Annotated in this window: 11 protein-coding genes; 6 read left to right on the forward strand and 5 right to left on the reverse strand. The window is 50.4% G+C overall.

Annotated features, from left to right (window positions below):
* Nucleotides 1–1,908 (reverse strand): ATP-binding cassette domain-containing protein, encoded by a 1,908-nt coding sequence (locus XMM383_RS05115; RefSeq protein WP_173494632.1) that lies wholly within the window; start codon nt 1,906–1,908, stop codon nt 1–3.
* A 67-nt stretch (nt 1,909–1,975) separates the two neighbouring features.
* On the opposite strand from XMM383_RS05115, the gene XMM383_RS05120 reads away from it, so the two are divergent.
* Nucleotides 1,976–2,443, forward strand: coding sequence for a TIGR02444 family protein (locus tag XMM383_RS05120; RefSeq protein WP_173481731.1), 468 nt, complete (start codon nt 1,976–1,978; stop codon nt 2,441–2,443).
* A gap of 93 nt (nt 2,444–2,536) precedes the next feature.
* Nucleotides 2,537–3,229, forward strand: a complete 693-nt coding sequence (locus XMM383_RS05125; protein WP_173482565.1) for an FKBP-type peptidyl-prolyl cis-trans isomerase — start codon at nt 2,537–2,539, stop codon at nt 3,227–3,229.
* A gap of 63 nt (nt 3,230–3,292) precedes the next feature.
* On the opposite strand, the gene rsd is transcribed toward XMM383_RS05125, so the two are convergent.
* Together rsd and gshA are read right to left on the reverse strand one after the other, a co-directional pair.
* A complete protein-coding gene (gene rsd, locus XMM383_RS05130) occupies nt 3,293–3,760 on the reverse strand; it encodes a sigma D regulator (RefSeq protein ID WP_173481733.1) in 468 nt (155 codons plus the stop codon).
* Between the two features lie 72 nt (nt 3,761–3,832).
* Nucleotides 3,833–5,398: a glutamate--cysteine ligase gene (gshA, locus tag XMM383_RS05135; RefSeq protein ID WP_173481734.1), complete on the reverse strand. Its 1,566-nt coding sequence runs from the start codon at nt 5,396–5,398 to the stop codon at nt 3,833–3,835.
* A 165-nt stretch (nt 5,399–5,563) separates the two neighbouring features.
* On the opposite strand from gshA, the gene XMM383_RS05140 reads away from it, so the two are divergent.
* From XMM383_RS05140 to XMM383_RS05150, 3 genes are all read left to right on the forward strand, one after another.
* Entirely contained in the window at nt 5,564–7,834 is a 2,271-nt protein-coding gene (locus XMM383_RS05140; protein WP_173481735.1) for an ATP-binding protein, read from the forward strand.
* Nucleotides 7,831–9,192: a sigma-54 dependent transcriptional regulator gene (locus XMM383_RS05145; RefSeq protein WP_173481736.1), complete on the forward strand. Its 1,362-nt coding sequence runs from the start codon at nt 7,831–7,833 to the stop codon at nt 9,190–9,192. The genes XMM383_RS05140 and XMM383_RS05145 overlap by 4 nt, the downstream gene beginning before the upstream one ends.
* Before the next feature lie 69 nt (nt 9,193–9,261).
* Nucleotides 9,262–9,771: a hypothetical protein gene (locus XMM383_RS05150; RefSeq protein ID WP_173481737.1), complete on the forward strand. Its 510-nt coding sequence runs from the start codon at nt 9,262–9,264 to the stop codon at nt 9,769–9,771.
* A gap of 10 nt (nt 9,772–9,781) precedes the next feature.
* On the opposite strand, the gene ilvA is transcribed toward XMM383_RS05150, so the two are convergent.
* Nucleotides 9,782–11,296: a threonine ammonia-lyase, biosynthetic gene (gene ilvA, locus XMM383_RS05155; protein ID WP_173481738.1), complete on the reverse strand. Its 1,515-nt coding sequence runs from the start codon at nt 11,294–11,296 to the stop codon at nt 9,782–9,784.
* Between the two features lie 127 nt (nt 11,297–11,423).
* On the opposite strand from ilvA, the gene rpiA reads away from it, so the two are divergent.
* On the forward strand, nt 11,424–12,095 hold the full coding sequence (gene rpiA / locus XMM383_RS05160; RefSeq protein WP_173482564.1) for a ribose-5-phosphate isomerase RpiA: 672 nt from the start codon (nt 11,424–11,426) through the stop codon (nt 12,093–12,095).
* A gap of 60 nt (nt 12,096–12,155) precedes the next feature.
* On the opposite strand, the gene XMM383_RS11780 is transcribed toward rpiA, so the two are convergent.
* Nucleotides 12,156–12,278 carry a hypothetical protein gene (locus XMM383_RS11780; RefSeq protein WP_256368141.1) on the reverse strand — a complete coding sequence of 41 codons (123 nt, stop codon included), beginning with the start codon at nt 12,276–12,278 and terminating at the stop codon, nt 12,156–12,158.
* Between the last annotated feature and the right edge of the window lie 59 nt (nt 12,279–12,337).

Genomic DNA, 12,337 nt, shown 5'->3' on the forward strand with positions numbered 1-12,337 from the left:
CTAGGCGTGCTCTTGTTCAAGCTCTTCGAGCTGCTCTTGAGTTTCAAGCCACTCCAGCTCAACACCCTCTAATTCGCTTTTAGCTTCGGCCTGCTGGCTTAGTAGGGCCTTTAACTCATCTTTGCGTTGATCCGTATACAGATCCGTGTCGGCAAGCTGTGACTCTAGGGCTTCCAACGATTGATTGAGCTTCTCCATTTTCGCATCAAGCTTCTCAAGCGCTTTTCGCAAAGGGCGTAATTTAGAGCGTTTTTCAGCCTCGATGCGTTTCTGCTCTTTCCGATCGGCGGCGCTTTGTGAGTGGCCTTCCGATGCGATGACCGGTGAAGAGTCCTCTTGCCGTTGGGTCGCTAGCCATTTGTGGTAATCATCGAGGTCACCGTCAAACTCGGTCACTTTGCCCTCGGCGACCAGAAGAAACTGATCGACGGTGTTCGCCAGTAGATGGCGATCGTGGGACACCAAGATAATCGAGCCTTCAAAGTCCTGAAGGGCTAGAGTCAGTGCGTGACGAACTTCCAGATCCAGGTGGTTGGTGGGCTCATCGAGCAGCAGCAGATTGGGTTTGTGCCAAGCGATCAATGCTAATGCAAGGCGAGCCTTTTCACCGCCAGAGAAACGTCCAATCGGATCCAGTGCATCATCGCCACTGAAACCAAAAGAACCGGCAAACGAACGCAGTTGAGCTTCGGTTGCCTTAGGAGCAATACGCTGCAGATGCAACAGAACCGAGGCGTTCATATCCAGTGCTTCGAGCTGATGCTGTGCGAAGTAGCCAATCTTTAGATGCTCACCACAGGAGCGCTCGCCACTGATTAGAGGTAGATCTCCGACCAAGCTTTTGACTAGGGTCGATTTACCAGCGCCGTTTCTACCCAGTAGGCCAATTCGCTGACCGGGTACAAGACTAAGTGATACACCGTTAAGAATTTTACTCTGTTCGCTGTAACCCAGTTCCGTGTTGTAGAGATTCAGCAGGGGCGATGAGAGTTTGTCGGAACAGTCGAATCGAAAACTAAACGGTGAATCGATGTGTGCCGCGGAGATCATCTCCATGCGCTCTAGCTCTTTAATGCGGCTCTGCGCCTGTTTGGCTTTGCTCGCCTTGGCTTTAAATCGACGCACAAAGCTTTCGATGTGTGCTATTTGTGCCTGCTGCTTGTCGTAAGCGGCTTGTTGTTGCGCGAGTCGTTCAGCGCGCATGCGTTCAAAAGCGGAGTAGTTGCCTTTATACAGGGTGAGCTGTTGCTGATAGAGGTGTACGACTTGGTTAGCGGTTGCATCGACAAAGGCGCGGTCGTGCGAAATCAGAATCAGGGTGCCTGGGTATTGATTCAACCACTGCTCTAGCCAGATGGTGGCATCCAAATCTAAGTGGTTGGTCGGTTCATCCAGTAGTAGCAGTTCAGATCGGCACATCAATGCCTGAGCAAGGTTAAGACGAATGCGCCAACCACCCGAAAAACTCTGAACGGGTTTGCTAGCGTCATTAGGTGCAAAGCCTAAACCATTGAGTAGAGTGTGGGCGCGGGATTCGGCACGGTAGCCATCAATGGCATCCAGTTGTGCGTAAAGCTCACCTAACTCTGGGCTATGTTCCTGCTCGGCAATGGCCAGTTTGCTCTGCAGCTGGCGCAGCTCTTTATCACCATCGAGCACATAATCCAACGCGCAACGATCACTGCTGGAGACCTCTTGGGCCATATGCGCAATCTTGCCTGGAGCGGGTTTGTGTAGCTCCCCAGTGTCCTGAGATAACTCACCCAGAATTAGCTTAAATAGACTCGATTTACCGACGCCATTGGCACCAATAAGGGCGACCTTCCAACCAAAATGGATGTTTAGGTCGGCGTGGTCAATTAGGCGCTGGGCGCCACGTTGTAAACTGAGCTGTTCAAGTCGTATCATGGGCGGCAAGTCTATCACAGCAAGGGCCGTAATCCTCTCTGTTAGATTCCTTATATTTGGAGATATCGTGGTTCCTTCAGGATTAAAACTCGACAACCCTTTGTGGTCTTTCGCCCTAGAGATCTACCCGTCAGTCGCTAAGCCGATGCTATCGATTCAGTCGAAAGGTGGGCGAGTCAATTTAATGTTGGCCGCGCTCTGGTCGGCTTCTGAGCAGATCGAATGGCCTGATTCGGTTCCCGACGCTATTGAGGCGTGGCATCAAAAAATTTTGCCGATTCGGTCGCAGCGTATGTCGTTAAAACCTCAGCTTAATGACTACCCCGAACTTGAAGCCCTGTATCAGCATTTAAAAGGGGTGGAGCTGAACATGGAGCGCGTCGAGATAGCGATGCTTCATCAGTGGCTTGCGCCCAAGCCTAAAGCGATGAACCTGATAACAGCGCAATCTAATTTGGACAGAGTCTCAGCCGGCGTCAGTGATATTGATCAGGATAAGGATGCCGTTCTTCAACGCCTGAAACCGCAAACCTAATGGGTTTTAATCCTGCGGTGTATAGGTTTTAATGTTTCTTTCATCTCATTCAGAGACACTGGTCTCATTGATAACACGAATAAGGATTTTCCAATGAAAAAAGCGGTATTAGCGCTTGCTCTATCTTCTGCAATGCTAGCGACACCTTCTCAGGCGACTGAACTTACGACCGATGATCAAAAGTTGAGTTACGGCATGGGCTTGGTACTTGGTGAGCGTCTAATGGCTGATTTCGACTCTCTTGACTACGATCTACTGAGTCAGGGTGTTAAGGACATGTTCGAAGGCAACAAGCCGTTGATGACCATGCAGGAGCTGTCTGATGTGATGATGGCATTCCAAGCGAAAAAGCTAGAAGCTGAACAGGCGAAAGAGCAAGCACTAGCGGATGCTAACCTGAAAAATGGCCAAGACTTCATGGCAGAGAATGCTAAGCGTGAAGGTGTTGTCACTACTGATACGGGTCTTCAGGTAGAGATTTTGGAAGAGGGCGCAGGCCCTACACCAACAGCAGAAGATAACGTCAAAGTGCACTACAAAGGTATGCTGATCAATGGCCAAGAGTTCGATAGCTCTTACGGTCGTGGCGAACCAGTGACCTTCCCGCTGTCTGGCGTTATCAAAGGGTGGACTGAAGGTCTGCAGATGATTAAAGAGGGTGGTAAAGGACGTCTAGTGATCCCATCTGATCTGGCTTACGGCCCTGGCGGTGCTGGCGGTATGATCGGACCAAACGCGACGCTAGTGTTCGAAGTTGAACTGCTTGCGATCAATCCGGCTGAGTAAATTGCTCATATATAAAAGAGGCTGCCATTTGGGCAGCCTTTTTTGTTTCAGTGTCCCGCAAATTTAGCTAACGGCTTCGCGATGTGTCTCATGCAGCATGGCGATCATCTGATCCTCTAACTCAAATCGATCAGCCAAGGCTTCGCCCAGTTTAGAGACCTGTTCGCTGAAGTAGCGGATATCTTCAACGGTCGCTGCAGGCAGATCAGAGAAACGGTCGTTAAAATCGAGCGCAAGATCGGTTGAAATCTGAATCTTGGGAAGGAGTGCTTGAGCCTCTGCTAGTTGTGAATCGCTGAAGGCTTCTCCCTCTGCTACCAGCTGTTGGTAAACTTCAAAGTGTCCTGATGAGAGGTAGTCTACCAAGAGTTGGCAAAATTCACCCAGTCGCGCATCCAACTCTTCGCCCACTTGAGTATGGGGAATTTCCATTAGAATTCGAATTAACGCGGCACGTTCATCCAGCCAATGGTCAATAATGGTGCTGACACCGCCCCAGCGTTCACGAGCATCTTTGCAGTTCTCTAACATAACAAAACCTCCAACTGAGATTTCAGTCTATGCCGATCGATAGAGTGCTGGCAAGTGATAACTAAGTTCCACTTAGGAGGCTAGGTAGTGCTGAAGGAATTCATCAAAGGGTGCTTCATCTTGTGATTCAGCATCGCGCTGTTTGGCCAGTGACTGTTCAGCCTCTTCAGTTAGTCGATGTTTAACAGCTGGATCAAGCGGTTCGCGTGACAGGGTCTCGCGGTGCACCTGTCCCATTTTGAGCGTCCACTGTTGGAAGGTGAGTGAGCTCGATTTCAGCTCGCTAATAATTTTAGCTGAAGGAGTCAGCTGCGGATCAGCTACCAGTTCATACTGTTTCTGAACCGCTTGTTGATAGGCATTTCCGCCGTGGATCTGATCGAGTAATTCAGCGACCAGAGTCACCTGATCGAGGATGTCGCGAGCAAACTGCTCACGTGACACTTCGCCCTCAAGAGTCTCAAGCATCAGACCTGGGCGACGCCCTTCAGAGACAATCTTGTCTTTGTTGTGAGCTACCATAGCGCATTCAGTGCTAGTAAGTAGTTGCTCACCTGCAAATAAACAGGTTAACAGGAAGGCGTCCATAAAGAGGCTCTGCTGCAGATCGATACCAATCGGCAGCAGTGGGTTGATATCGGTGTTACGTACTTCGATGTACTGAACCCCTCGTTCCATCAGTGCGTGGACAGGTTTTTCACCGCTGAAGGCAACGCGTTTCGGACGAATGTCACTGTAGTACTCATTCTCAATCTGCAACACATTGGAGTTGAGCTGGCGATACTGGCCATCGACTTTAATACCAATCGCTTCATAGGGTTGGTGCGGTTGGTGTATCGCAGCCTGAAGAGAGTCTGAGTAGGTATCAAGATGGTTGAAGCAGACGTTCAGCCCCTCTTGGGCTCTGTTTGAATAGCCCAGATCACTCATACGCAGTGACGTTGCGTAGGGGAGGTAATAGGTATCATCGTCGAGAGGCTCTAGGTGGTGCTCTACAGAGTGCAAGAAATCTTTGCTGACAGCCGGTGATGCACCGAACAGGTAGAGCAGCAACCAGCTGTAACGACGGAAGTTACGAATCAGAGCAAAGTAACGATCGGAGGCGAAATCTTGGTCGCTAAGTTCCGAGTCGCACACCTGTTTCCACGCTGGCCAGAAGGCTTCCGAAATCGAGAAGTTGTAGTGAATGCCTGCGATGGTCTGCATCATCTTTCCGTAACGATGCTCAAGGCCCACACGATAGATGTACTTCAGTTGTCCAATGTTGGAGCTGCCGTATTCGGCAATGCGTATGTCATCTACCGATTTGATCGCACAGGGCATGCTGGCACACCAGAGCGATTCATGACCTAGTAAAGAGTAGGTGAATTGATGCAGTTCGGTCAGCTCTTTGAGTGAGTCGCGCACATCGGTGCTGACTCCGGTAATGAACTCCATCAGAGCTTCAGAGTAGTCGGTCGTGATCTGTCCATGGGTCAGCGTAGAACCCAGCGCGGCGGGGTGGTCTGTCTTGGCAATATGACCGGCACTGTCGATTCGAAGTGCCTCTTTCTCGATGCCGTGACCTAGCTCACGCAACAGATGTTGATGACCGCTTGCAACGAGGCGATCCAGATTCTCTTTAACTGCTTGTAACACCTTGAAGCTTCCTTACTCTTGGTTGGCGAAGTATATCAGAGAGCCTTCAGAAACCACGAGGATTGCAGACGATTTAATTTCATATTCAACATCGGGGTTGTGGGATGCCCTGCAAGGTGGAAAAATCGATATCTGTTTATTTAAAACGCCTATACAGGATAGTCGATGCCCGAGCGTTATACGCCCAAACAGTTCTTACCTTTCCGACCCGAAGTGATTTTAGGTGTGCTTACGCTGTTTGTCGTCTCTTTGATCTACTTGACCCTGTTTACCCGTCAACAGGCATTAGAGGAGCTGCATCAGCAGGCCTCCAGTGAGCTTGATCGTTACCGAGTGTCAGTGGAGCAGAGACTGGATCGTTTTCGTAGCTTGCCCGAACTGTTAGCCGATCATGAATTACTGGCTGATGCGGTCACTGGCGCCGAAGAGGAGCGTGTTGGGCAGGCGAATCTCTATCTGCAACGAGCCGTTGATCTGGTCAATGCATTGGATATCTATGTGATGGACAGTGCGGGCTACACCAGAGCCTCCAGCAACTGGTTTAAAGAGACCAGTTTTATTGGGCGGAACTTCTCATTTAGGCCCTATTTCACCGATGCCATGAAAGGGCAGTCGGGGCGCTATTTTGCTTTGGGCAGTACGACGAATAAACGGGGCTACTACTTCAGTCACCCGATGCACCGCAATGGTGAAATCATTGGGGTTGTCGTCGTTAAGATCGACTTGGATCAGATCGAAGAGCGCTGGAACAACCCGGCCACCGAAGTGATGGTGTCAGATGAGGATGGCGTTATCGTTATCAGTACCGAGCCAGATTGGATGTTTAAGACACTCAGCCCGCTGTCAGATGAGCAGATGAAGCGGATAGCCGAAAGTCTTCGATACGGTGATCAGCCGCTTAATTCTTTGAATATTGCTAAACGCAGTGTGGAGGATGAGCAGTTTGAGATCATTACTGTGCTGCACAATGAGAGTGACAACCCTGCAGCATCGGCCGAGCTCGACACACGACAGTATCTGCTGTTGGCGGACCAGATCTCTAACACTGGTCTGACCGTTCGCCATCTCGCCAATCTGCAAACGGTTGAAGATCGCGTATTGGTGGTGCAGTTGATTACCACGATACTGGGTGTGTTGATCGTTCTGGCCAGTCTTGTGGCCTTTCAGCGACGCCGCATTCGCATTGAGCGTCAGCGCTATACTGAGCGTGAAAGCCGAGTTCGAAAAGAGCAGGAAGCGCGCATTGAAGGCGTGATTAATAATACTCAGGTTGGCCTCTCTCTGATCGATACAGAAGGTAAGATTGAGTACTTTAATCCGGTGCTGGAGAGACTGCTGGGGTATCGCTTGGATCAGATCATCGGCAAGCCGTTTCATGAGCTACTGTCGCCGCAGGATCAGTTACTACTGAAGCGCTATATTGAGTTAGAGGTCGCAACCCGTGAACAGCATCTGAAGCTGGAGGTGGATTGCCTCAACGCTAATGGTAGCGTTATCCCGGTTGAACTGACCCTCAGTAACATGGAGCAGAGTGGCCGTTATCACCTGATTGTCACCTTGGTTGATATCACCGAACGTCGCGAGCATTTACAGGCCTTACAGCGTGCACAAAATGAGCTTGAACGTCGTGTTGCAGAGCGTACTCAGGACCTTCAGGCCGCCAACAAAAAGCTATTGTCCGAGATCGAAAATCACCAGTTAACTCAGAACGAGTTGGTACAGGCGGCTAAGTTGGCGACCATTGGTCAGATGTCAGCCGGTATAAACCACGAGTTGAATCAACCACTGACGGCAATTCGCAATTACGCCGATAACGCCTTGAAGTTTCAGACACTGAATAATGCAGAACGAGTCACGAGCAATCTGCAGCAGATTGCCAATCTGACGCAGCGAATGGCCAACATACTGCACCCCCTGAAAGAGTTCTCGCGTAAGCAAGATCCGCAACAGAGTAGTGTGTCGCTGCGTGATCTGCGCGATGGGGCTATGTCTATCCTTTACGGGCAGTTAGAGCGTCAAAATGTTGAGATCACCTGGCCCGATAACTCGGATCAAATTTGGTTGAAAGCGGATCTTCTGCGTATGGAGCAGGTGATGGTGAATCTGATCAACAACGCTGCTCAAGCGATGGAGCAGAGTGAAGATAAGCAGATTCAGGTTCGTACAGAGTTTCTCGGGGAGCAGATCGCCATCTCTGTATGCGATACCGGACCCGGTTTAAGTGATGAGGCGTTAGAGCAGATCTTTACACCATTTTTTACCACAAAAGAGCAGGGGCTTGGTTTGGGGCTTGGTCTCTCTATTTCGCAGCGGATTGTCGAGTCGCTTGGTGGTATGCTTAGCGCCCACAACTTACCCGAGGGTGGCGCCGAGTTTCGTATTCTTCTAAATAGGGCTCAACCACCCAGTGCACAAGCAACTAAGGAGTCCGAGTGACAGAGTCTAGAGCTGACGAGATTCAAGTATTACTGGTAGATGATGACGCCTACATCTTGGATTCGGCTGGGCAAACGCTGGAGCTTGAAGGTTACTCTGTGGTGACCTGTGATCGTGCTGAAAAGGCGTTGGGTATCATCAGTTCAGGTTGGTCGGGGATTGTCGTCACCGATATCAACATGCCGGGTATGACCGGTTTAGAGCTACAGGCTAAGATCAAAGCCATCGATTCTGATATTCCGGTCATCATTATTACCGGTCATGGCGACATCTCTATGGCGGTAACGGCGATCCGTGATGGCGCCTACGATTTCATTGAAAAACCCTTTGCCTCTGAGCTGCTGATTGATGTCGTACGTCGTGCGATCGAAAAGCGCTCGTTAACTCTCGAAAACCGAGCGCTTAAAGAGGAACTAGCCACTCACAACGCGGCAGGCCCTCGTTTAATTGGCGCCAGTCCGCGCATTCAACAGCTGCGTAATATTGTTCGAGCGGTTGCTGATACCCCTGCGGATATTTTGATTCACGGTGAGACCGGAGCGGGTAAAGATCTGCTAGCTCGCTATATCCATGAAAACAGCAGCCGTCGCGGGGCCAACTTTGTCGCCATTAACTGTGGGGCGGTTCCTGAAAACCTAATTGAGAGTGAACTCTTTGGCCATGAGGCGGGCGCCTTTACCGACGCCAAAAATCGTCGAATTGGTAAGTTAGAGCATGCTCAAGGTGGAACACTGTTCTTAGACGAGATCGAAAGCATGTCGATCTCTTTGCAGATTAAACTGCTGCGTGTGTTGGAAGAGCGTGTCATTGAGCGTTTAGGTTCGAACGACCCTATTTCACTGGACTTAAGAGTCATCGCCGCCTCTAAAGTGGACCTGCGTGAAGCGGCCGACCAGGGCGATTTCCGAGAGGATCTCTACTATCGACTCAATGTCGTTCGAGTCGATCTACCCGCCCTTAGGGAACGCCGCGAAGATATCCCTTTGCTGTTTAAACACTTTGCTCTGGTCGCCTCAGGTCAGTTTGGCCGTGAAGTCGAACCGCTAACACCGGAGCAGATTCAGCAACTTGTCGCCTATGATTGGCCAGGTAACGTGCGTGAGCTGCGCAATGTGGCGGAGCGTTTTGTGCTGCTCGGTGAGCTCAATTGTGGGGAAGCGGGCGAGTTGGAGAGTAATCAGAACACCACTATGAGCCTACCTGATCGCGTTGAATACTTTGAGAAAACGTTGATTCAAACCGAATTGGCTCGTCATGCCGGCTCAATCAAAGAGACGCTGGCCGCTTTGGGTCTACCTAGAAAAACCCTCTCTGACAAAATGCGTAAGTACGGTCTTGATAAAGCGGACTACAAATAACGCACCCGGTTGTCAGGACCTGACTATTCGTTATACTTGCCCGCTTGTTTGAATATAAGGCGACTCTCTATGTTGGGTTCAATTGCAGCTGTTTGGGGTATTGTTGGCGTTGTTGCTCTGTTGAGCAGTGCAATCTATCGCTTAGCCCCCATGGCTTTGGAACTTCCGTTTGCTGAATTGAGTTTTGGCCATTGGGTGGCACTGGCTTTCTCGTTGGTTTTTATGGGATTTGCAGAGGGATATCGAGGCTTCCAGCAAAACTTTTCACCTCGTGCAGCAGCGCGAGCTCGCTACCTTCGTCACCATGTGACGCCTGCGCGTTTGGTACTCGCACCGCTCTTTTGCATGGGGTTCTTCCATACCACTAAGAAGCGCAAAATCGTCAGCTATTCACTGACCACATTTATCATTGTGTTGATCATTGTGGTGCACTCTATCCCGCAACCTTGGCGCGGCATTGTCGATGCTGGTGTCGTACTGGGTCTGACCTGGGGAACTATTTCGTTGCTGGTATACGGAATGAAAGCGCTAACTAAAGAGGTGTTCGACGTCTCACCCGAGACCCCAGAACACCACTGATGTTTTTCGGTTAACCTAGGAAGAGCTGGTAGGCTGGGTTGGTGGTCTCTTCAAACCAGGTGTAGCCCAACTCGTCTAAATACTTACGCACTTCAGAACGCTCTTTCTTAGGCACTTCCATACCCACTAAAACGCGTCCATAGGCAGCGCCGTGGTTGCGGTAGTGGAACATTGAGATATTCCAACGCCCACCCAGAGTATTTAGGAACTTCATCAACGCGCCTGGACGCTCTGGAAATTCAAAGCGGAAGAGCGCTTCGTCACCACAGGCATCAGGCTTGTGACCGCCAACCATATAGCGAATATGACTTTTTGCCACCTCGTTATCGGTAAGGTCTGTCACTTCATCTAATGCGTCGTTAAGTTCGGCCAGTAACTCTTCGCGACCATCGTTGTTTTTTCGGATTTGAACACCGGCAAACACCACGGCCGCATCGCTGTCGCTATAGCGGTAGTTGAACTCAGTGATGTTGCGATTCCCCAGCGTTTTACAGAACTGCTTAAAGGCACCTGGTCGCTCTGGGATTTTGGCCGCTATTAATAACTCACGTTTTTCACCGATCTCTGAACGCTCAGCAACATGACGCAGACGATCAAAGTTTACGTTGGCCCCTGAGTTGATGGCGATTAGATTTTTGCCGGTGCACTGCTCGCGCTCGACATAGCGTTTGAGGCCGGCAACCGCTAGGGCACCTGCGGGTTCTGACACCGCACGGGTATCGTCAAAGATATCTTTAATGGCCGCACAGATCTCATCCACGCTGACGGTGATCACTTCATCGACATGATCTTTACAGATTTCCCAAGTGTGCTTACCGATCTGAGCTACGGCGACACCGTCCGCAAAGATGCCAACTTGTGGCAGTGTGGCACGACGACCCTTCTCCATAGCCAGTGCAAGACACGCGGACTCATCCGATTCAACGCCAATGATCTTGGTCTCGGGACGAAGGTATTTAACGTAAGCAGCAACACCGGCAATCAAGCCGCCACCGCCGACCGGTACAAAGATCGCCTCGATGGGGCCAGTATGCTGGCGCAACATCTCCATCGCAACGGTACCCTGTCCTGCAATGACATCGGGATCATCGTAGGGCGGGATGTAAGTTAAGCCTTTCTCTTGCTCCAGTTTTGCAGCATGCTGGCGCGCATCGTCAAAGGCATCACCGTGCAGAACCGCTTTTCCTCCCAAGCGACGCACGTTGGTGACTTTCACGTCTGGCGTGGTTTTGGGCATGACAATGGTCGCTTTGATACCAAGGTACTTAGCCGCATTTGCAACGCCTTGAGCGTGGTTACCGGCGGATGCAGTAATTACACCGCGCGCCTTCTCTTCATCGGTCAGCTGAGCCATACGGTTGTAGGCACCACGAATTTTGAACGAGTAGACAGGTTGTTCATCCTCACGTTTTAGTAGGACTTTGTTGCCTGTGCGCTCGGACAAACCGGGTGCGTCATCCAGTGCGGTTTCGACGGCTACGTCATAAACACGCGCTTCAAGAATTTTTCGTATGTATCGCTGCATAGTGATCAAGAGCTGTTTTGCTTAAGAAATATGGATGCAAATGGTATAGACTCACTGCTATTGCGTCTAGATAGCCAGGCAAATGGCTGCTAAAACACCCGAAAATTGACTGTTTAGAGATGGATTGATGACTCAAGACGAAATGAAACAGGCGGTCGCACAAGCGGCACTGGATTATGTATTGCCAAAATTAAAAGCGGATTCGGTGATTGGTATCGGAACCGGCTCTACGGCTAACTGCTTTATTGATGCATTGGCAGCACACAAAGGTGCATTTGAATCGGCCGTGGCCAGCTCGGAAGCTTCTGCCGAGCGTCTGCGCTCACATGGCATTGAAGTGGTTGATTTGAACTCAGTCTCAGGTATTGAGGTCTACGTCGATGGCGCCGATGAGTTCGATCCACACCTAAACCTAGTCAAAGGTGGCGGCGGTGCGTTGACTCGCGAGAAGATTGTCGCAGCAGCATCCAAAGAGTTTGTCTGTATTGTCGATCAGTCTAAGCAGGTTGATGTATTGGGCGCTTTCCCTCTGCCGGTAGAGGTGATTCCGATGGCTCGTTCTTACGTAGCTCGTGAGTTAGCGAAGCTGGGTGTGCAGCCTGAATACCGCCAGGGCTTTGTGACCGATAATGGCAACATCATCTTGGATGTTCACGATATGGAGATCCTCAATCCAAAAGGGCTAGAGCGAGAGTTGAACGACTTGGTGGGTGTTGTCACCAATGGTCTGTTTGCGCTGCGCCCTGCAGACCTTGTCCTGATGGCAACGCCAGAGGGTGTTGAGACACTGACTGTCTAAGTCGGAAAAGTACAGCCAAAAAAAGGAGCCATTAGGCTCCTTTTTTGTTGGTTGAGTGGCTTACCACTGAACAACCTGAGTCAATGCGATGCTGACTGGCATAGTGATCCAAGCAAGAGCAACTAGGTTGATTGCGATCCAGCCCCAGCCAGATTTGTCACGGAAGTTTTCGTCGTGTGCCATGGTTTTAAACCCTCAAATTTGTTGATGTAGATCAAAATTTGAGCGAATTCTACACATCT

The sequence above is a fragment of the Marinobacterium sp. xm-m-383 genome (genome assembly GCF_013283255.1).
Taxonomy (GTDB): Bacteria; Pseudomonadota; Gammaproteobacteria; order Pseudomonadales; family Balneatricaceae; genus Marinobacterium_E.

Coding starts and splice junctions, on each gene's coding strand:
- XMM383_RS05115 (WP_173494632.1), bottom strand. CDS start 1,908: ATGATACGACTTGAACAGCTCAGTTTACAACGTGGCGCCCAGCGCCTA.
- XMM383_RS05125 (WP_173482565.1), top strand. CDS start 2,537: ATGAAAAAAGCGGTATTAGCGCTTGCTCTATCTTCTGCAATGCTAGCG.
- rsd (WP_173481733.1), bottom strand. CDS start 3,760: ATGTTAGAGAACTGCAAAGATGCTCGTGAACGCTGGGGCGGTGTCAGC.
- XMM383_RS05140 (WP_173481735.1), top strand. CDS start 5,564: ATGCCCGAGCGTTATACGCCCAAACAGTTCTTACCTTTCCGACCCGAA.
- XMM383_RS05150 (WP_173481737.1), top strand. CDS start 9,262: ATGTTGGGTTCAATTGCAGCTGTTTGGGGTATTGTTGGCGTTGTTGCT.
- ilvA (WP_173481738.1), bottom strand. CDS start 11,296: ATGCAGCGATACATACGAAAAATTCTTGAAGCGCGTGTTTATGACGTA.
- rpiA (WP_173482564.1), top strand. CDS start 11,424: ATGACTCAAGACGAAATGAAACAGGCGGTCGCACAAGCGGCACTGGAT.
- XMM383_RS11780 (WP_256368141.1), bottom strand. CDS start 12,278: ATGGCACACGACGAAAACTTCCGTGACAAATCTGGCTGGGGCTGGATC.